General features: G+C 66.6%; 18 protein-coding genes and 3 pseudogenes. 13 read left to right on the forward strand and 8 right to left on the reverse strand.

The features are described 5' to 3' along the window. Window positions 1–12: 12 nt before the first annotated feature. From FHU38_RS00345 to FHU38_RS00370, 6 genes are all read left to right on the forward strand, one after another. A complete protein-coding gene (locus tag FHU38_RS00345; protein WP_208415498.1) occupies window positions 13–1,326 on the forward strand; it encodes a bifunctional 3,4-dihydroxy-2-butanone-4-phosphate synthase/GTP cyclohydrolase II in 1,314 nt (437 codons plus the stop codon). A 71-nt stretch (window positions 1,327–1,397) separates the two neighbouring features. Continuing rightward, a complete protein-coding gene (locus tag FHU38_RS00350; protein ID WP_050998423.1) occupies window positions 1,398–1,841 on the forward strand; it encodes a flavin reductase family protein in 444 nt (147 codons plus the stop codon). A 52-nt stretch (window positions 1,842–1,893) separates the two neighbouring features. Next, window positions 1,894–3,528, forward strand: coding sequence for a long-chain fatty acid--CoA ligase (locus FHU38_RS00355; RefSeq protein WP_313886626.1), 1,635 nt, complete (start codon window positions 1,894–1,896; stop codon window positions 3,526–3,528). 38 nt (window positions 3,529–3,566) lie between these two features. Further along, window positions 3,567–4,349, forward strand: a complete 783-nt coding sequence (locus tag FHU38_RS00360; protein ID WP_009156865.1) for an N-acyl homoserine lactonase family protein — start codon at window positions 3,567–3,569, stop codon at window positions 4,347–4,349. Window positions 4,350–4,859: 510 nt separating this feature from the next. Further along, a complete protein-coding gene (locus tag FHU38_RS00365) occupies window positions 4,860–5,984 on the forward strand; it encodes a zinc-binding dehydrogenase (RefSeq protein WP_198285907.1) in 1,125 nt (374 codons plus the stop codon). Between the two features lie 38 nt (window positions 5,985–6,022). Then, a complete protein-coding gene (locus tag FHU38_RS00370) occupies window positions 6,023–7,462 on the forward strand; it encodes an aldehyde dehydrogenase family protein (RefSeq protein ID WP_009156863.1) in 1,440 nt (479 codons plus the stop codon). Between the two features lie 106 nt (window positions 7,463–7,568). Here the strand turns inward: FHU38_RS00370 and FHU38_RS28080 are convergent, their stop codons facing one another. The 5 genes from FHU38_RS28080 to FHU38_RS27865 form a co-directional block, all read right to left on the reverse strand. Continuing rightward, window positions 7,569–8,048, reverse strand: a complete 480-nt coding sequence (locus FHU38_RS28080; RefSeq protein ID WP_083841002.1) for a flavin reductase — start codon at window positions 8,046–8,048, stop codon at window positions 7,569–7,571. Continuing rightward, window positions 8,045–8,380, reverse strand: a complete 336-nt coding sequence (locus FHU38_RS28085; RefSeq protein WP_083841001.1) for a hypothetical protein — start codon at window positions 8,378–8,380, stop codon at window positions 8,045–8,047. The genes FHU38_RS28080 and FHU38_RS28085 overlap by 4 nt, the downstream gene beginning before the upstream one ends. 101 nt (window positions 8,381–8,481) lie before the next feature. Then, the gene (locus tag FHU38_RS27615) at window positions 8,482–8,700 is read right to left on the reverse strand and encodes a hypothetical protein (protein WP_269726576.1); all 219 of its coding nucleotides are present in this window, start codon (window positions 8,698–8,700) and stop codon (window positions 8,482–8,484) included. An 8-nt stretch (window positions 8,701–8,708) separates the two neighbouring features. Beyond that, window positions 8,709–9,155, reverse strand: a complete 447-nt coding sequence (locus tag FHU38_RS00385; RefSeq protein WP_269726575.1) for an MBL fold metallo-hydrolase — start codon at window positions 9,153–9,155, stop codon at window positions 8,709–8,711. Beyond that, window positions 9,073–9,732, reverse strand: coding sequence for a hypothetical protein (locus FHU38_RS27865; RefSeq protein ID WP_232285485.1), 660 nt, complete (start codon window positions 9,730–9,732; stop codon window positions 9,073–9,075). Before FHU38_RS27865 ends, FHU38_RS00385 begins: the two co-directional genes overlap by 83 nt. Here FHU38_RS27865 and FHU38_RS00390 point away from each other — a divergent pair. The 3 genes and pseudogenes from FHU38_RS00390 (at window position 9,709) to FHU38_RS00405 (ending at window position 12,164) form a co-directional block, all read left to right on the forward strand. Continuing rightward, a pseudogene (locus tag FHU38_RS00390) lies at window positions 9,709–10,583 on the forward strand (enoyl-CoA hydratase-related protein). The gene FHU38_RS27865 and the pseudogene FHU38_RS00390 sit on opposite strands and share 24 nt — an antisense overlap. Window positions 10,584–10,588: 5 nt before the next feature. After that, complete coding sequence (locus FHU38_RS00400; RefSeq protein ID WP_009156862.1) at window positions 10,589–11,149, forward strand: enoyl-CoA hydratase/isomerase family protein; 561 nt, start codon at window positions 10,589–10,591, stop codon at window positions 11,147–11,149. 109 nt (window positions 11,150–11,258) lie between these two features. Beyond that, window positions 11,259–12,164: an IS5 family transposase gene (locus tag FHU38_RS00405; RefSeq protein ID WP_167165535.1), complete on the forward strand. Its 906-nt coding sequence runs from the start codon at window positions 11,259–11,261 to the stop codon at window positions 12,162–12,164. 27 nt (window positions 12,165–12,191) lie between these two features. On the opposite strand, the gene FHU38_RS28090 is transcribed toward FHU38_RS00405, so the two are convergent. After that, window positions 12,192–12,767 (reverse strand): hypothetical protein, encoded by a 576-nt coding sequence (locus tag FHU38_RS28090; RefSeq protein ID WP_390623215.1) that lies wholly within the window; start codon window positions 12,765–12,767, stop codon window positions 12,192–12,194. Here FHU38_RS28090 and FHU38_RS00415 point away from each other — a divergent pair. The 4 genes and pseudogenes from FHU38_RS00415 to istB all read left to right on the forward strand — a co-directional run. Continuing rightward, window positions 12,667–13,050: pseudogene (locus FHU38_RS00415) on the forward strand (helix-turn-helix domain-containing protein); the annotation flags it as partial. The gene FHU38_RS28090 and the pseudogene FHU38_RS00415 overlap by 101 nt on opposite strands. Window positions 13,051–13,399: 349 nt before the next feature. Then, window positions 13,400–14,662 carry an IS110 family RNA-guided transposase gene (locus FHU38_RS00420; protein ID WP_040925900.1) on the forward strand — a complete coding sequence of 421 codons (1,263 nt, stop codon included), beginning with the start codon at window positions 13,400–13,402 and terminating at the stop codon, window positions 14,660–14,662. A gap of 20 nt (window positions 14,663–14,682) precedes the next feature. After that, window positions 14,683–15,582 (forward strand): annotated as a pseudogene (locus FHU38_RS00425) (Mu transposase domain-containing protein); the annotation flags it as partial. Further along, on the forward strand, window positions 15,579–16,391 hold the full coding sequence (istB, locus tag FHU38_RS00430; RefSeq protein WP_009156904.1) for an IS21-like element helper ATPase IstB: 813 nt from the start codon (window positions 15,579–15,581) through the stop codon (window positions 16,389–16,391). The pseudogene FHU38_RS00425 and the gene istB, both read left to right, overlap by 4 nt. Window positions 16,392–16,402: 11 nt before the next feature. Here istB and fxlM read toward each other — a convergent pair whose 3' ends face one another. Then, the gene (gene fxlM, locus FHU38_RS00435) at window positions 16,403–17,605 is read right to left on the reverse strand and encodes a methyltransferase, FxLD system (RefSeq protein ID WP_167165537.1); all 1,203 of its coding nucleotides are present in this window, start codon (window positions 17,603–17,605) and stop codon (window positions 16,403–16,405) included. A gap of 45 nt (window positions 17,606–17,650) precedes the next feature. Then, complete coding sequence (locus FHU38_RS00440) at window positions 17,651–18,802, reverse strand: hypothetical protein (protein ID WP_167165539.1); 1,152 nt, start codon at window positions 18,800–18,802, stop codon at window positions 17,651–17,653. Window positions 18,803–18,804 lie beyond the last annotated feature (2 nt).

Genomic DNA, 18,804 nt, shown 5'->3' on the forward strand with positions numbered 1-18,804 from the left:
CGGTGTCGACGAATGCGACAGATGCAATGTCACGAGCGGTCCGCGCGGCCGATCCAGGTGTCCGGCTCCCAGAACACCGACGAGGCCGACACGGCGGTGCGCGCGGCGGTGGCCGCCTTCGCCCGGGGCGAGTTCGTCGTCGTGATCGACGATGAGGATCGCGAGAACGAGGGTGATCTGATCATCGCGGCGGAAACCGTCACCAGTGCACAGATAGCCTTCCTGGTGCGCCACACGAGCGGCCTCGCCTGTGTGGCCATGGACGGGCAACGGCTGGACCAACTCCGCCTGGAACCGATGGTGGCCATGGGCGACGATCCCCGCGGCACCGCGTTCACCGTCTCGGTGGATCTGCGCGAGGGCACCACCACCGGCATTTCCGCCGCAGACCGAGCGGCGACCATCCGGGCACTGAGCGACCCGGCGGCCGGTCCGCACGACTTCACCCGGCCCGGCCATGTTTTCCCGCTTCGCGCTCGGCCCGGCGGCGTGCTCAAACGGGCTGGGCACACCGAGGCCGCAGTAGACTTAGCGCGGCTGGCCGGGAAGCGACCCGCCAGCGTGCTCGCTGAGATCGTCAACGACGACGGCACAGTGTCCCGCAGGCCACAGCTGGCCGCCTTCGCCCGACGTCACGGGCTCACCGTGCTCACCATCGCGGATCTGATCCGCTACCGTCAGCGCACCGAGCGCCTCGTCGAACGCACATCGCAGGCACCGTTGCCGACACCCTACGGCACCTTCGACGCGTTCTGCTACACCTCCCTGCTCGACGGCACCGAGCACCTCGCCCTCGTGGCGGGGGACGGCGCGAACCGCGACGAGGTCCTCGTCCGCGTGCACTCCGAGTGCCTCACTGGCGACGTCCTGGGTTCGGCGCGTTGCGACTGCGGGGAGCAACTACGCCAGGCGTTGCGCGAAATCGCCGAGGCAGGCAGCGGCGTCCTGGTGTACCTGCGAGGTCAGGAAGGCCGCGGCATCGGGCTCGGGCACAAGCTCCGTGCCTACACCCTGCAGGACCAGGGATTGGACACCGTCGACGCGAACCTGGCCCTTGGCCTGCCGGTGGACAGCCGCGAGTACGGTGTGGGCGCTCAGATCCTGGCCGACCTCGGCGTCCACTCGATTCGCCTGATGACCAACAACCCGGCCAAATACTCGGGGCTTTCGGGCTACGACATCACGATCGCATCGCGCGTACCGCTCATCGTCACGGCCGGTGAGCACAACGCCGCCTATCTGATGACCAAACGAGACCGGCTGGGACACCGGCTGGATCCGGTCGGCGGCACGCCGACAACCGCCCGGGAGCAGTCGCAGCCATGACCGAGACCACCGCACGCAGCCAACAGGGCCCTCCGGCGCATGAGACGTTCGCGGCGCAGTTTCGCGAGGCGATGTCCCGGTTCCCCAGCGGAGTCACCATCGTGACCACGACCGACCACTGCGGAGCGAGGTGGGGATTCACCGCGAGCGCCTTCTGCTCCGTATCCGCGGAACCGCCGCTGGTGCTGGCCTGTCTGGCCGTCTCCGCCGACAGCTACCGTGCCTTCCGCACCTCAAGCAAGTGGGTGGTCAACATCCTCGGCGAAGAGCATGCTCCCCTGGCGAACCGGTTTGCCACCAAGGGAGCGGACAAGTTCGCCGGTGGCGAATTCGACACGGACGCCGACGGTCTGCCGGTGTTGCCAGAGGCGGTGGCGTCCCTGGTGTGCCGGACGCAGGCCCGCCAGCCGGCCGGTGATCACGTGATCCTCATCGGCGAAGCGGTCAACGTGCGGCTGCGCGATCAAAACCCCCTTGTCTACTACGCCCGGGACTTCGCCCGGCTTTCCGCCTGACAGCGAGGCGGAAAGCCGGTACACCCGGCACCGAATTCGAAGGGAGAGCAGCGTGGACAGTCTCATGATGGACCGGCCGCTGCAACTGAAGACGCTGTTGTGGCGCGCGGAACGGCTCTTCGGGCACAAACAGATCATCACGCGGCACGACGACGGCTACCGCCGCTATACCTACGCCGAATTCGGGAAGCGAGTTCGGCGGCTGGCTGACGCGCTGAACCGGCTCGGCGTACGCACCGGTGACCGGGTGGGCACGTTGGGCTGGAACACCGACCAGCACTACGAAGCCTACTTCGCGGTGCCCTGCATGGGCGCGGTGCTGCACACCATCAACATCCGGCTATCCCCGGACCAGATCGGGTACGTCATCGAACACGCCGGGGACAGCGTGCTCCTGGTCAGTCCTGAACAGCTGCCGATGCTGGAACAGATCCGCGACCGGCTCACCAATGTGAAAGCAGTGGTCGTGTTCGGGGATGGCCAGCCGCCGACGACCGCGCTGGGACCGGTCTACGGGTACGAGGAGTTGCTCGCCGACGCCGACGAGGAGATCGAGTTCCCCGATGTTGACGAGGACAGCCCAGCCGGAATGTGCTACACGTCGGGCACCACGGGGGAACCCAAGGGCGTGGTGTACAGCCACCGCAGCACCGTGCTGCACGCCCTGATCCTGTGCCTGCAGGGATCGATCGGCGTCGCCGAGCGGGAGACCTATCTCCTGGTGACGCCGATGTCCCACGTCAACTCGTGGGGCATGCCGTACGCCTGCGCCCTGCAAGGAGCATCGCTGGCGTTGCCGGGAACGCAGCCACGACCGCACCACTACCTGGAGATCATCGAGCACGCCCGAGTCAGTGTCTGCGTCGCCGCGGTGACGGTCGGCATGCTCATGCGCCAGGAACTCGAATCCGGACGGCAATCCTACGTTCTCGACTCGCTGCACACCTTGTGGCTGGGCGGCCAGGCGCCCCCGATCGGCGAGATACGGTGGTGGCAGCAAGCACACGGTGTGCACGTGTGCCAGGGCTGGGGCATGACCGAGGCGTCGCCGCTGCTCACCTTCACCACCCTCACCAGCCAGTTCACCGACCTCGACGACGAGGGGAAGTTCCGCCTGCTCGGCACCCAAGGCCAGCCGATGCCGCTCGTGGAGATCAAGCTGGTCGACGACCACGGCGAAGAGCTGCCCTGGGATGGCAAACACGCCGGTGAGATCCTCGCGCGCTCCCCCTGGGTGGCCCGCGCCTACTACCACGACACACGTTCCCAGGACAGCTTCGCTGGTGGCTGGTTCCACACCGGCGACGTCGGCGTCATCGACCAGAACGGCTACCTGTGGCTGGTCGATCGCGTCAAAGACCTGATCAAAAGCGGTGGCGAATGGATCTCGTCAGTCGATTTGGAGAACGCACTCATGGGGCATCCGGAAGTCCGGGAAGCCGCGGTGGTAGCCGCACCGGATCCGGTCTGGCTGGAGCGACCGATTGCCATCGTCGCCACCAACTCGCCGGTGGCGTCCGACGATCTCACCGAATTCCTCCGTGAGAAGTTCCCCAAGTTCTGGTTGCCGGACCGCTTCGTGTTCGTCGACGAGGTACCCAAGACCGGAGTCGGAAAATTCAACAAGAAGCTGCTCCGTAAACAAATTGCCGCCGGAAACAACCACAGCACGGACAAGACCCCCTGACGCGAAACCAAGTCAAGACGACACCAAGGAGAAACGACATGAACACGGGAACAGCCAACCGGATGTGGGCTTTGCCGGGGGCGGAATTCACACTCGACACCGGCATCATGATCGTCAACGGGCAGGGACAGGTCACCATTCCGGTACCGTCCTTTCTCATCGAACACGACCGGGGGCTGGTCCTGTTCGACACCGGCATCGCGTTCGAGGCGGCCGAGGACCCGCACGCCGTCTACGGCGACCTCGCGGACCTCGTCGGACTCGCCTACGGCCCGGAGGACCGTGTGGACCGGAAACTCGAGGCGCTTGGCTACAAGCCCTCGGCCATCGATCACGTGATCGTCTCGCACGCGCATTTCGACCATGCCGGCGGCATCCGGCTCTTCCCCGACGCTCAGCTGTACATCGGTGAAGGCGACCTGCCCTACTCGTACTGGCCGTTGCCCGCAGCCAAACCCTTCTTCCGGACCGCGGATTTCGACACGACGCGTGACTGGAAATGGAACCAGCTCTCGACGGATCATGACCTGTTCGGCGACGGCAGCATCGTCATCCACCGCATGCCAGGTCACACCCCCGGCAACACCAGCGTGCTGGTGCGGCTGCCCAACCAGACGTTCCTGCTCACCGGTGACACCGTCCACCTCCGCCAGGCCCTCACCGAAGACCTTCCGATGCCGTCGGACTACAACACCTTGCAGGCGGTCCGCTCGATCCGTCGCCTCAAGCAGCTCGCGAGGGCGCACGATGCCACGGTGTGGATCTCCCACGATCCCGAGGACTGGGCGACGCTCAAGCACGCACCCGCTTGCTACGACTGACACCATGGCTGTTCTCGTCGAATACTCGTGCACGTCGTGCCGTGCACGACACGAAGCATGGGTGGAACACCCAATCCCCGCGGCCACCAGCTGCGTGCGGTGCGCGCGCCCGGCACGCCGCCGGTTCGGAGGTGCGCTGTTGCGCGGTACACCCTCAACCGACGTCGCCCGGCATCCTGGCGGCACAAACTGCCAGCACGGACCAAGCATCCCCGGTGCGTGCACGCTCCTCCCGACAGCGGCACGCTCACTGGCCGCACGCGCTCGCGGGGACAATCGAGCTCTGGAAGCGGAGATCGCCCACCAGGAAGCCGCCATCGCCGCAGGAACGCTCGACCCCACCGCGACGCCGGTCACGCCGTACCACGGCCACCAGCCGCCGCCGACTGCCGCTCCCAGAAACGACTCCTCACCAGGACCCGGCGTGTAGCGAAACGGAACCCTTGCGACTCACCGCAGGACCGCGCCGCCAGTAGGCCTGTCGCCTGTTCCGCAGGCACAGCAACAGGCGTGGCGAGAAAGGAAGAATACATGTTCGAGGGCCGGATCGCGCAATTCAACGCACCCGAGCAGCCATTTGAGCTGCGGCGCGTCGCGCTACCGTCGATTGGACCGGACGAAGTGCTGGTGAAGGTACACCGAGCCAACATCTGCGGCTCAGACCTGCACGCCTGGCACGGTTCGTTCGTCACCCGCGGGCTCGGCGGGACGCTACCAACCGTGCTCGGCCACGAGATGGTCGGTTCGGTGGCCGCAACCGGCGAACGAGTCACCGAGGACTCCAACGGCGCGCCGGTGCAGACGGGCACACGGGTGGTGTTCCCCTACTTCTTTCCCTGCCACCGGTGTCGGAGCTGCCTGGCGGGACGGCGCGTGTCCTGTCAGAAGCTGACGATGGCCATGCTCGGCGACGCCAGCAGACCACCCTACTTCGTTGGTGGCTACGGTGACTACTTTCTGCTCCCCGCCGGCGCGGTGCTCTACACCGTGCCGGACACGCTGCCTGACGAAGTGGTGTCGGGGGTCAACTGTGCGCTGTCGCAGATGATCTACGGACTGGAGCGAGCCGACCTGAGCTTCGGCGAACGCGTCATCATACAGGGGGCTGGCGGGCTCGGGCTGTTCGCGACGGCGATTGCCCGTGCCCGCGGGGCCGCGCAGGTCATCGTGGTCGACGCGGTCCCCGAGCGGTTGGAACTGGCCCGCGCATTCGGAGCTGACGAGGTGATCAGCCTCGCTGATCATCCCGATCCGGCGGATCGTATCCGGCGGGCGCGCAAGTTGACCGACGGCGGCGCGGACGTGGTGGTAGAGGTGGCCGGCACCCCGGCCGTGGTGCCGGAAGGCCTGAAGATGCTCGCCCAGAGCGGCCGCTACCTGGAAGTCGGCAACATCAACATGGGACAAACCTACGCAGCCGACCCATCCCGACTGGTCACCGCGAACAAGAGCATCATCGGCGTCTCGCTGTACGAACCCACAGCGCTGAGCCAAGCGCTCTCCTTTCTCGCGGCCAACCAGCACCGGCTCCCGCTGGACCAGTTCACCACCACGACGTTTCCTCTGGAAGACATCAACGCGGCGTTCGCCGCGGCGGACAGCCGCAAGGTCGTGCGCGCCAGCATCGTGATGTGAGACCACCACAACGACCACCGACCGGGAAGGCCGCAGCATTGGACCAGCACGACAGAACACAGCACTACATCGGCGGGCAATGGGTGCAACCCAGCGGGACAGACCGCATCGCCGTGGTCAACCCGGCCACCGAGCAGATCATCGGACACGTGCCGACCGGAACCGTCGACGACGTCGACCGTGCGGTGACAGCGGCGCGGAACGCGTTCGATCCCGGTGTGTCCATGGCCGAGCGCCGAGACCGGGTGGCCCGGCTGGTCGCGGCTCTGGAGCCCCGACTGCCGGACATCGCCACCACCATCGGACAGGAGATCGGCGCGCCACTGAAGGTGCAGCGCGGTGTGCAGACCGCCGTGCCCATGGCGATCGCCAGCAGCTATCGGGGCCTGCTCGAGGAAACGAACTTCGAAGAGCAGGTCGGCAACTCATTGGTGATCCGGGAGCCCTACGGGGTGGTCGGGGCCATCACACCGTGGAACTACCCGCTGTATCAGGTGGTCGCGAAAGTGCTGCCGGCTGTCGCGGCGGGATGCACCGTCGTCCTCAAGCCAAGCGAGGTGGCGCCCCTGTCGGTGTACCAGTTCATGGAGGCGGCACACGAGGCCGGCCTACCGCCGGGAGTCCTGAACCTGGTGACGGGATACGGACCAGAGGTCGGCGAGGCGGTAGCCGGTCATCCCGGAGTCGACCTCGTCTCCTTCACCGGTTCGACGGCGACCGGCAGGCGCGTCGCCTCGATCGCCGCGGACACCATCAAGAAGGTATGCCTCGAACTCGGCGGAAAGTCCGCCAACATCATCCTCGACGACGCCGACCTCGACACCGCCGTCAAAGTCGGCGTGGGCAACGCATTCCTCAACTCCGGCCAGACCTGCGCGGCATGGACCCGGATGCTCGTGCCCGAATCACGCTACGACGAGGCGCTCCTGCTCGCACGCCAGGCCGCGCAACGCTACACCGTCGGTGACCCGTTCGACCCAGCGACCAGACTCGGCCCGCTGGCCTCACAGACCCAGCAAGCACGCGTCCGCGGGTACATCGAACGTGCCGTCGCGGACGGAGCCCGACTCGTCACCGGCGGCCCCGAGCCCGTACTTGAGCGCGGCTACTTCATCGCCCCCACCGTGCTCGCCGACGTGCACAGCGACTCCGAACTAGCACAACAGGAAGTCTTCGGACCAGTACTGGCCGTCATGAGCTACCGCGATGACGGCGAGGCAGTCCGGATCGCCAACGACACGATGTACGGGCTCTCCGGCGCCATCTGGTCGGCGGACCACCGGCGCGCGATCGCCCTCGCCCGCCGGATACAGACCGGACAGCTCGACATCAACGGCGCCCCCTACAACCCACGCGCACCATTCGGTGGCTACAAGAAGTCCGGCATCGGCCGCGAACTCGGTCCCGCCGGCCTCAAGGAATACCTCCAGACAAAATCAGTCCAGCTGCCGGACTCGGTCATCAGCCAGCAAGAGTAGTAGGGAAATCTCAGGTTTCTGGCGCAGCCCAAAATAGACATTCCAGAGTTTGTCTCACCGTGGCCATGAAGGCAGGCCGCAGTGTCTGCGCCGAGTACCGTGCGCGTCACGAGCTGCCGTCGCTTCCTCGTGTCACACTGGGGCGTCGAAAATCTCCTCCGCGCGTAGACGACTGGTGTCTCGGGCCGAGTGAGCGTGTTGGATGGATGCGGCCGACCAGGATCGTATGGTCGCCGCCCCGGGTAACGCGCCTCGACCCGCACTCAACCGTCGCCACCGCATTCTGAAGGCGGGGCGTTCCAAGTACGCCCTCCTTTCGTCGCAACCGAACGGCGAAGCCGGTATGGCGCGGGCCTAGGATGCTGACGGCGAACCGGTGGGTGCGCCCGAAGGCGGAGTGACAGTCGGCCGACCTGTCGAGGCATACCAGAACAAGCGGGGACTGACGGACGGGGCCCGCGAACGCGCTCGCGGTGAAACCCAGCGACGGCCGGCCGCGTCGACGGTGGTGACTATCGTGACCCGCTGGGGAACTGGCTCGTGGCTTCCCGGAACAGCCCTTCGTCCACAAGCAGACCGCACTCACTCATGTCGCTTCTCCGGCGGCGACGAGGGTGAGGCCGAGCAGGTCCCCATCTTTCCTGCTTCGTTCGCGGGTACCGAATGTTGTGCGACGTGTGCTCGCACACCACGGGCACCCCTTCGACGATCCCTATTCCATATCCCGCGCCCTGCGCATTTGGCAGGGTCGTTGGTGAGCCGCCACATCCGCTTGACGCGGAGATCCCGCAGGATCTGTGCCCCAATGCGGTACTCCCGGTTATCGGCAGGTTGCCCGATCGCCTGGTTCCCCTCCGCTGTGTCCAGCCCGTCGTGCTGCAAGGTGTAGGCCCGCAGCTTGTGGCCGTGCTGCGAGATCGGTCGCCCCCTTCCTGGGCGCTCAGCGCTACCGTACTGTCTGCCATGGTCGCTCCGTCTCCTTCAGGGCGCCGCTGGTCCCAAACCCGTCGGAGATGGGGCTACTCGTAGCAGGCGGGCGTGCTCGAACTCCGCACAGTCCTGTCATGACTGATCCACACCGTGGCGTCCGCGGTGTCGCGGCGCAACTGCAGTCGCCTGATCGACCGCAGCGACTCCTCCGTGCTGGCGTCATACGGCGTGGGAGCCACCGTCTCCAAAGCCTCACGCAGGTGGACGGTGTCCCCGGTGAGGACGAAGTTACGACCCGGAAGGCGCACCAGCAGGCTCAGCTCCCCGGGCGTGTGCCCCGGAGTGAAAAGGATGACCAGACTGCCGTCGCCGAGACGTCGACGTCACAGCGCGGTACCTCCCGCCACCGGGTGCCCCGCACCGCGTCCAGGTCCTCCCGCCGGAATAACGCCGCACCCGCGGGGTCCGGCCAATACGCGTACCGCATGTCACCTTCACAGACGAAGAACTCCGCATCGGGGAACAGGTGCAGCCCGCCCGTGTGGTCGAAGTGGGTATGCGAGGCGATCACGTATCTCACGTCCGAGCTTCGGTACCCGAGCGCCTCGAGCTGCCGGTCCACCGTCTGCTCGGGGGTGTACCGAAGGCCGAGGAACGCGGCCAGCTCGCCATACACGCCCTCAGGATCCTGGGCCGCAGCAGGAACCAGGCCCGTGTCGAAGAGTACCAGACCCTTCGGATGCTCGATCAGATACGCCGGCATCAGGATCGTGGTCTCTCACAAAGCGCCGACCATCAGAATCGACTTGTCGAGGGTGAACGTCGGCGAGTCCAATGCCCACAACCGCTTGGCCGTGGTGAATCCAGTCATTCCGAATACCTCCTCGCGATACGCTCGCGGTCACGCCACGGGAGTGCGAGGCTGGACGTCGAAGTCGAGAGGGCTCGTCCTTCACCGGATTGCCGCCACACTCACGGTGCAGCACCGGCATGATCTCCTCGGCAAAGTAGGACATCTGGTCCTCGACCTCCTGGCAAGCGAAGCCGCCGAGTTCGAACCACGCGTGGAACATGAAGCCGTCGTAGCCACACTCCTGCTTGACCTTCATGATCGTGTCGATCAGGTACAGCTTGGAGCCGTGAATCGCGGTCTCCTTCTGCCGCAGCAGGTCCGCAGTGACCTTCATGCTCAGGTCGTAAAACGGCTCGTCGGCCTCGGCGAGCACGGCCGCGAAACCGAAGGGCCCGTAGTAGTCCCACTGCAGCTCCATCGCCCGGCCCGCGCAGTCCATGTCGCCGAGGCCCTTGTCGACGACGTGGATATAGCGGCAGGTCACCACGCTGCGGCGCCTCTCCGCGTCCCAGCCGTACTTGAACCGCCCCCGGTCAAGACGGTCAGGCCAGCCCGCCTTCTCCGCGGCGTCCTTGTACAGCTCGATGTTCTCCTTCAGCCGGGAGAGAAGCTCAACGCGTTCACCCCCGAAACGCTCGTCGAGCTCACCGACGCGGTCGCCCGTGCCGCCGAGGACGGCCAGGTGGGCGTGATCGTGTTGACCGGCGCAGGAGAGCGAGCCTTCTCCGCCGGCGGTGACGTCGCCACCGAGAGCGCGCGGACGATCTCCGCCGCGGCAGGAGCCGACGCCTTCGACGAGAGGTGCGAACGGCTGTACCAGGCGTTGCGAGGTTGCCTGAAACCGGTGATCGCCCGGGTGGACGGATACGCGATCGGGGCGGACACCACATGGCGTACATGTGCGACTTCACGATCTCCTCGGACGGGTCAGTGTTCGGGCAGAACGGGCCGCGCGTGGCCAGCACGGCCGAGGGATGGATCGTCAGCCACCTCTGGTCCGTCGTCGGCATGAAACGGGCCAAGGAGATCTGGATGTTGTGTCGGCGCCACGACGCTCAGCAAGCTCTCCAGTGGAGCTTGGTCAACTCGGTCGTACCGGCGGATGAACTCGACACCGAGGTCCGGCGCTGGTGCGACGAACTGCTGGCGTTGAGCCCCACGGTACTGAAGCTGGTGAAGAAGTCGTTCGACGACTCCCTGGCACCGGTTCGCAAGGCGCAGGACCGGTTCAAGATCCTCGACCAGGTCAACCCCGGCTTCTGGACTTGGGGTGAGCAGACCGAGGGCGCATCGGCGTTCCTGGAGAAGCGCGCCCCCGGCTTCTCCCCGTGGCGGTGAGTACGATGGGAACGCCCACGGAGAACGGCTACGTTCGGGTCAAGGTCGAACGGGCGGTCGCGGTCCTGACTGTCGACCGGCCACCCGCCAACGCGCTCGACCGGCAACTCGTGGACCAGCTCAGCCGGGCGGCCACCTCACTTGTGCGGCGGGGAGACGTCGGTGCCGTCGTGATCACCAGCACCCGGTCCAGGTTCATCGCCGGCGCCGACATCAAGATGTTGCGCGGGCTCGATGACTCATTGTTTCCGAGGTTCGTCAGCGCGATCCAGCGCGGTTTCGACGACTTGCAACGGCTGCCGATGCCGAGGATCGCGGCGGTCAACGGTCCGGCCGTGGGTGGCGGGCTGGAGCTGGCCCTGGCCTGCGACCCGCGGTTCGTGGCCGAAGGGACCCGGCTGGGCCTGCCCGAGGTGCGGTTGAGGCTGCTTCTCGGGGCGGGCGGCACGCAGCGACTGGTAGAGGCCGTCGGTAAGGGCCCTACGCTGGAGTTGCTCTACACCGGTAGGGCGGTCACCCCCGAAGAGGGGTTGCGTCTCGGGCTAGGGCCTGTTTCAATGCGCTGAGCTGGGAGGTCTTTTGCTGCGGAGGGTTTGCGGCGTTTCGTTGGCCAAATAGGCGAGGTCTCCGGTAGATCGATCAACGACCAAGAAGATCGAGAACACCGGAGACCTCGTGGCCAGCGTAGCGGCGGCGGGGCGAGCCGACTTGACCGACGCGCAGTGGGCAGTACTGGAACCGTTGCTGCCGGTCGGTCAGAAGCCGGGTCGCCCACCGAAGTGGACCAAGCGTCAACTCATCGACGGGATTCGGTGGCGAGTACGTGTGGGCTCTCCCTGGCGCGATGTCCCACCGGTGTATGGGTCCTGGCAGAGTGTCTATGGGTTGTTCCGGCGCTGGCAGCGCGCTGGTGTGTGGGCGGTGACCCTGGCGGCATTGCAGAGCAGGGCCGACGCAGCCGGTGTGATCACGTGGGACGTGAGCGTGGATTCCACGATCAACCGAGCGCATCAGCATGCGGCGGGCGCGCGGGCCGAGAGCGAGGTGCAAAAGGAACCGCCGGGTGGGGTGGGCGCGCCCGAACCCGCTGACCACGCGTTGGGCCGGTCTCGAGGTGGATGGACCACCAAGCTGCATCTGACGACCGAACAGGGGCACAGACCGCTGTCGCTGCTGGTGACGGCGGGGCAGCGTGGGGACAGTCCGCAGTTCGAGGCGGTGCTGGCTGGCATCCAGGTCGCCCGAACCGGTGGTGGACGAGCCCGGACCCGACCAGATCGGGTGCTGGCGGATAAGGCCTACAGTTCCCGCGCCAACCGGGCCCACCTGCGCAGACGTGGGATCGCATGCACCATCCCCCAGCCTGCCGATCAGATCCGGCATCGCCGCAGGCGTGGACGCAACGGCGGTCGACCACCAGCCTTCGACCCGCACACCTACAAACAGCGACACGCGGTCGAATGCGGAATCAACCGCCTCAAACGTCACCGAGCCCTCGCCACCCGATACGACAAGCTCGCCGTCCGCTACGAAGCCACCATCCACATCGCCGCAATCAACGAGTGGCTACCTCGCTTATGAAACAGGCTCTAGGTCGTGTCCTGTAATTCATCGTAGCCAGAGGATGATGGCGGCGATGGTGAGTTCTGCCTGGTAGTAGGCGGCGCGTTTGGCGTAGCGGGTGGCTAGGTCGCGGAACTGTTTGAGCCGGTTGAAGCAGCGTTCGACGACGTTGCGCTGCTTGTACAACTCGGCATCGAAGGCGGGCGGGCGTCCGCCCCGTGAGCCGTGCGCGGCGCGGCGGGTCGAGGGGTGCGAATAGGCCTTGTCGGCGATGACCACCTCGGGACGGCGGCGCGGGCGACCAGGCCCGGTGCGAGCGACACGGATCCCGTCCAGCAGCGGCACCAATTGTGGATTGTCACCAGCCACCCCCGGGTGAGCACAACCCGCATGGGCAGCCCGCGTCCCTCGACCACGAGGTGGATCTTGGTGCTCAATCCGCCGCGGGAACTGTCGCCGGATCCTGAAAACTGACCCCCTGTGGTACTCCGAAAGTTGACCCCCTCCTAGATCTTGGAGGGTGCTGAAGTTGGAGGATTGGGCTGAGATCCGCCGCTTGTATCGGGCGGAGGGTGTGCCGATCAAGGAGATCGCGCGGCGGCTGGGGGTGGCGCGTAACACGGTGCGGGCGGCGCTGCGGTCGGACGGGCCGCCGAAGTACCAACGGGCGCGCCGTGGTTCGGTGGCCGACGCGTACGAGCCGCAGATTCGTGCGCTGTTGCGGGAGTGGCCGAGGATGCCGACGCCGGTGATCTCGCAGCGGATCGGCTGGCCGTACTCGGAAGGGCCGTTGAAGAAGCTGCTGGCACGCATCCGCCCGGAGTACGTGGGTATCGATCCGGTGGACCGGGTGACCTACCAGCCCGGCGAGCTCGCGCAGTGCGATCTACTTATCCGCGAACCGGCCACTGGTCACGTGGTCTGGAACGATGGCTTGCTGCTCGTAGACCCCTGAGTGCGATTGGGCCAGTAGTCCTCACCACAGGCCGTGGGCGGTCGGGCAGCAGCCTGCGGCGGCCGGATTCCGGTGTGTCTTCCGGGGTCCGGCCGCCGCGACCGGGTGGAATGTTCGTGGTTCGAGCCGCCCGCACGATCCGACGCCTCGTCATTCGCGAGTTTCGAGTTCTGACGTAGACCGGCGCCGTGCTGGTGCGCTGGGATCGCGAACAGCTCATCGGAGGCAAGCCCGTGAGGCTCGTAAGTAGGTCGCTGCGCGTTCTCGCCTGGATTTCGGACCAACCGAACAACACCTGATGTGGAGGGACGGATTGAACCGGTACTGTGGGATCGACTGGGCCGAGGGCCATCACGACATCGCGGTCATCGATAACGAGGGCACGCTGCTATGCAAGAAGCGGATCGGCGACGACCCTGGCGGTCTGACCGAGCTGATCCAACTGCTCGCCGGTGTCGGAGACACGGACGAGGACCCGATTCCCGTCGCAATCGAAACACCACGGGGCCTGTTGGTCGCTGCGCTACGCGCGACGGGTCGGCCCGTTTTCGCGATCAACCCGATGGCCGTGGCTCGCTACCGCGAACGCTACACCGTCGCTCGCGCCAAGTCCGACCACGCTGACGCCATGACCTTGGCGAACATCCTGCGCGTCGATGCACACCTGCACCGCCGTCTTCCGGCCGACAGTGAGCTCGCCCAGGCCGTCGCGGTGCTCGCTCGCGCACAGCAAGACGCGGTCTGGCGGCGCATCAGGGCCGGCAACGAACTGCGATCGTTGCTGCGCGAGTACTACCCCGCGATGCTTGACGCCTTCGCAGCCAAGTCCGCTACCAACCTCGCCAAGCCCGAGGCGCGAGCGGTGCTTGCCATCGCCCCGACGCCGGCTCAGGCCATGAAGGTAACCAAGGCACGAGTGGCAGCGGCATTGCGTCGGGCGGGCCGTCGCCGGGGCGTCGAGCAGCTCGCCGCCACGATCGTCGACAAGCTGCGGAAGCCTGGCCTGCGGCAACCGGCTCTGGTGGAGAAGGCGATGGGGCGCCAGGCATTGGTCTTGCTCGCGATGCTCGATACCGCCTGCACCGGCGCCAACGACCTGGAGCAGGCCTCGGCCGAAGAGTTCCGCAAACACCCGGACCACGCCATCATCACAAGCTTCCCTGGTCTGGCCGATCTCACCGGAGCCCGCATTCTCGCCGAACTCGGCGATGACCGCACCCGATTCGGCGACGCCCGTGCGTTGAAGGCCTACGCCGGATCCGCTCCGGTCACCCGGGCGTCCGGCAAGGCCATTGCGATTACGCACAGACGCGTCAAGAACGACCGACTCGCTGCGGTCGGCTGGGTTTGGGGCACCACCCTCGTCGTTCTCCCGGGACCTGCGCAACAGCACTACCGACGCCGACGGGACCACGGCGACGCACACGCACCCGCGGTCCGTCACCTGTTCAATAAGATACTGGGCCAGCTCTACCACTGCCTACAGACCGACCAGACCTACGACCCAATCAAGGCCTTCGGGCATCCAGACAGCGCACCGCGTGAACCCATAGCCACTTGACAAATAGCCAAATCGGAGGTCTGTGGTTTCCCGCGCCGCGGATCCCGGTCGGGCCGGGCCAGCAGCGGATGCTGCCGGTGCTGGTGATGACGCTGGCGTTTTCCCGGTTCATGGCCGCGACGATGATCCCGTCCCGGCAGGCCGGCGACATCCTCTCGGGGATGTGGGCGCTGATCTGCGGGATCGGCCGGGTGACCAAGACGCTGTTGTGGGACCGGGAGTCCGCGATCGGTGGTGGCGGGCGGGTCAGCACACCGGCAGCGGCGTTCGCCGGCACGCTGGCCACCCAGATCCGGTTGGCGCCGCCGCGTGATCCGGAGTTCAAGGGCATGGTGGAGCGCCACAACGGATTCCTGGAGACCTCGTTCCTGCCCGGCCGGACGTTCGGCTCGCCAGCGGACTTCAACGAGCAGCTCACCGAGTGGCTGGCCCGGGCCAACACCCGCACCGTGCGCTCGATCCAGGGACGCCCGGTGGATCTGCTGGAGGTGGACTACCAAGCGATGCTGCCGCTGCCACCGGTCGCCCCACCGATCGGCCTGACCCATCGAGTGCGGCTGCCGCGTGACTACCACGTGCGTGTCGACACCGTTGACTACTCCGTCGATCCGCGGTGCATCGGCCGGTTCGTGGACGTGACCGCCTCCCTGCGGGAAGTGACGGTGGTCTGTGACGGGCAGGTCGTGGCCCGCCACGAGCGGTCCTGGGCCAAACACGGCGTGGTCACCGACCCGGGCCACGCCGCCACCGCGCAGCAGATGCGCCAGGCACTGGCCGAGGATCGGCAACGACGTCAGGCAGCTACCCGCCACCATGCCGACGGCCACGCCGTCATGCTGCGGGCCCTGCCGGACTACGACGCCCTGTTCGGCGTCGACTTCAACCCGTCCGCACCAGTGACGAAAGCGAGGAACGAGTGACCACAACCACCACGGCGGCACCCGTCGCCGGGCCGAAGGACGGCCTGCCCTCGATGATCGCCTACCTCACCCGGGTGCTGAAGACACCCACCATCGGCGCGTTCTGGGAAGAACTGGCCGCCCAGGCCCGCGACGAGAACTGGTCGCACGAGGAGTACCTCGCCGCGCTCCTGCAGCGCCAGGTCGCCGACCGGGAGTCCAAAGGCACCATCATGCGCATCCGCACCGCGCACTTCCCGCAGGTCAAAACCCTGGAGGACTTCAACCTCGACCACCTGCCGTCGCTGCGCCGCGACGTGCTCGCGCACCTGGCCACCACCACCTTCGTCGCCAAGGCCGAGAACGTCATCCTGCTGGGCCCGCCCGGCATCGGCAAGACACACCTGGCCATCGGACTGGGCGTCAAGGCCTGCCACGCCGGCTACTCGGTGCTGTTCGACACCGCCAGCAACTGGATCGCCAGGCTGTCCGCCGCCCACCACGCCGGCCAACTGGAGGCCGAGCTGAAGAAGATCCGTCGCTACAAACTGATCATCGTCGACGAGGTCGGCTACATCCCCTTCGACCAGGACGCAGCCAACCTGTTCTTCCAGCTCGTCGCCTCCCGCTACGAACAAGGCTCGATCATGGTTACCTCAAACCTGCCCTTCGGACGCTGGGGCGAAACGTTCTCCGACGACGTCGTCGCCGCCGCCATGATCGACCGGCTCGTCCACCACGCCGAGGTCCTCACCCTCACCGGCGACTCCTACCGCACACGGCAACGCCGCGAACTACTCGCCAAAGACAACCGCGCCAAACACGACTAACCCCAAGGGGGTCAACTTTCCCGGAACCGCACGGGGTCAGTTTTCTGCGTCCGTTGACACCAGGCTCGCCCTCCGGGGTGCCCGCAGGGTAGATGACCAGCTTGGGCTCGTATTGATCGCGCTTGGATGACCAAGCGCGGGCCTCGTTCACACAGGTGCTCGGTCAACTCCGCGGCAGCCGGGCCATGGCCGATCGCCCCCAGCTCCCAACGCACGCCGTCACCGCTCTCCAGTCGACGGGCTGTGAGATACACCAGCGAGCCGCCATCAACCAACGCCGGACGCCAGTACCCTCCAATCGGGTTGACAACCTCAGGCACGGCATCTGGGTGGGCGCTGATGCGGCACACGCGCTGATCGGTGACGGTAAGCCGTAGCCAGAACCCGTCATGGCTCTCGTCGGGGGCAATGGTGATGCCGGACCAGGCGACGCTGCGCGGCTGGTCGAGCACTCCGCGCAATGTGCTGAGGTCCACGGCTTGATCACGGTCCCAGTGGAGCTTGACCCTCTCATCGGCGGTGATCGAGCCGCTGAGTTCGCCCTCGTACTCTCCACGGAGGTACACGAAACCGCACAGGTGGAGCGAATCGGAGACCAGACGGCCGTCGGTGTAGGTGAAGCTGACGCTGCGTCCCTGGCCCCGCCACCGCAGCGGCGCAACCAACCGCGCTTCGGGGGCAAGCTGCTTCCACCACGAGACGGGGATGTCCCACGGTGAAACGGTGGCGATCACGCGGTCGTACGGAGCGTGGGAGGGGTACCCGAGCCCACCGTCTCCGGTGATCACGTGCACGCCACCGTAACCGGTGGCAGCCAACGCTTGCGAGGCTTTCGCCGTCACGTCGGGATCGATGTCGACGGTGGTCACCAGGTCCGCGCGACCAGTCAACTGGGCGAGCAGGCTGGCGTTATACCCGGTTCCCGCGCCGATCTCGAGGATGCGGTTGCCAGGTTCGACATCGAGCTGGTCGAGCATGGCCGCGACCAGCCATGGCGCCGACGCGCAGGACAGCGACCGACCATCCTCGAACCGATGGGTGACCACCGCCTGCCACGGGTCGTAGGCGACCGCCAAGTCGGCATCCGGCACGAACTCGTGGCGTGGCGTGTCACGCAGAACCCGCTCGACCGCGCCCTGTCGCGCGTGTCCCGCCTTTCGAATCCGCTCGACCATCTCCGCGCGCAGCGCGTCGGGCGACGTCGTGGTCTGCATCGCTCCCCTTCGTGTGCAACGGTTCTTCAGGTTCTTCAGTGCTGGTCAGTGGCCAACGCGCACCTGATTCTCCACACGTGGAGAACGGATCCCTCGCGGCGACATGGCTCCGGCCATGTTGCGCACCATGACTTCTTCGGCATCAGCAAGGGCCTGGATGAGATCTTCCTGCAGCGTGGCGGGAAGCATGCCGCTCCCGAGCGCGCAGGCGTCGACCAGTTCGGTCAGTTCGCGGGTTTGGTTGTGGGTGAGTAGGTCGCGGCAGCCCGTGTGGGCGAGTACGTCGCGGGCGGCGTATCCGTCCCGTGTAGTAGTTGTGTAGTCGATCAGATCGGCGGCGATCCGGTGCGCGTGTGACACGTCGACGGTGCCGAGCGCGTCGAAAAAGGACAGACCAAGCCGCGTTCGGAAGACCGCCAAACCGGGCACCGAGATAACGAAGTCGTGATACTGGGCCACAAGTGACGGCACGTCGACGACACCCGAAGCACCATGGCACTGGACAGTCAGGCACGCGGTTACGGCGTTTTCCCAGGGTTCTCCTGGTGTCGTGTCGGCCAGCAGAGCAAGGGCGCTGTCGGTGTCGCCGGATACCGCGTGGGCGATGACCGCGACCTGGCGGCCGTCGAGCATCCGCCGGCCGATGCCGTGGTAGTCGTCCAGTCGGGCGCGTGCTTCCGCCCACCGCCCAGCGGCAGCGAGAGCGCGTGAGCCGGTGGCCAGTAGAACCGCCCACAACCAGCTGCGGATCTGCTGGTGTGTCTCGAACGAGTCGGTGAGGTTGGCCGGGATCTCGGTGCCGTCGATGTCGGCACCGGTGCGGGATGAGACCGCAGTGAACAGAGTGTCCATCAAGGCGAAGGCACGCTCGCCGTGGCCCTCGCGGGTGTAGAGGCGGGCGAGGTTGGTGATCGGTTCGAGGGCGAGGCGAGCTACCTGTGTGCCCAGGGGGCAGGCGCGCAGGTAGATGTTCACCTGCTGGTGGCACCACTGCCGGGCCAGGTCGGGAAGACCGCAGTCGGAAGCGACGAGCGCGGCCTGATTGTGCACTGCGGCTGCCTCGGTGAGGTCGCCGGTGCGGACGGCCTCACGAGCTCGGCCATACAGGTCGGCCACCCTCCTATGCAGCGGGACGCAGGCCGGGCGGCTGCGGGCGACGAGGGGGAAGCGGCGGGCGAACTGGCCGGTCGGGTCCATGC

Origin of the sequence: Saccharomonospora amisosensis, from assembly GCF_011761185.1 — a bacterium.
GTDB classification, from domain to species: domain Bacteria; phylum Actinomycetota; class Actinomycetes; order Mycobacteriales; family Pseudonocardiaceae; genus Saccharomonospora_A; species Saccharomonospora_A amisosensis.

Bases quoted from the DNA above. Each gene is read 5' to 3' on its own strand.
- FHU38_RS00345 (WP_208415498.1), top strand. From the start codon at position 13: ATGCGACAGATGCAATGTCACGAGCGGTCCGCGCGGCCGATCCAGGTG.
- FHU38_RS00350 (WP_050998423.1), top strand. From the start codon at position 1,398: ATGTCCCGGTTCCCCAGCGGAGTCACCATCGTGACCACGACCGACCAC.
- FHU38_RS00360 (WP_009156865.1), top strand. From the start codon at position 3,567: ATGAACACGGGAACAGCCAACCGGATGTGGGCTTTGCCGGGGGCGGAA.
- FHU38_RS00385 (WP_269726575.1), bottom strand. From the start codon at position 9,155: ATGCCGGCGTATCTGATCGAGCATCCGAAGGGTCTGGTACTCTTCGAC.
- FHU38_RS00400 (WP_009156862.1), top strand. From the start codon at position 10,589: ATGGGAACGCCCACGGAGAACGGCTACGTTCGGGTCAAGGTCGAACGG.
- FHU38_RS00420 (WP_040925900.1), top strand. From the start codon at position 13,400: ATGTGGAGGGACGGATTGAACCGGTACTGTGGGATCGACTGGGCCGAG.
- fxlM (WP_167165537.1), bottom strand. From the start codon at position 17,605: ATGCAGACCACGACGTCGCCCGACGCGCTGCGCGCGGAGATGGTCGAG.
- FHU38_RS00440 (WP_167165539.1), bottom strand. From the start codon at position 18,802: ATGGACCCGACCGGCCAGTTCGCCCGCCGCTTCCCCCTCGTCGCCCGC.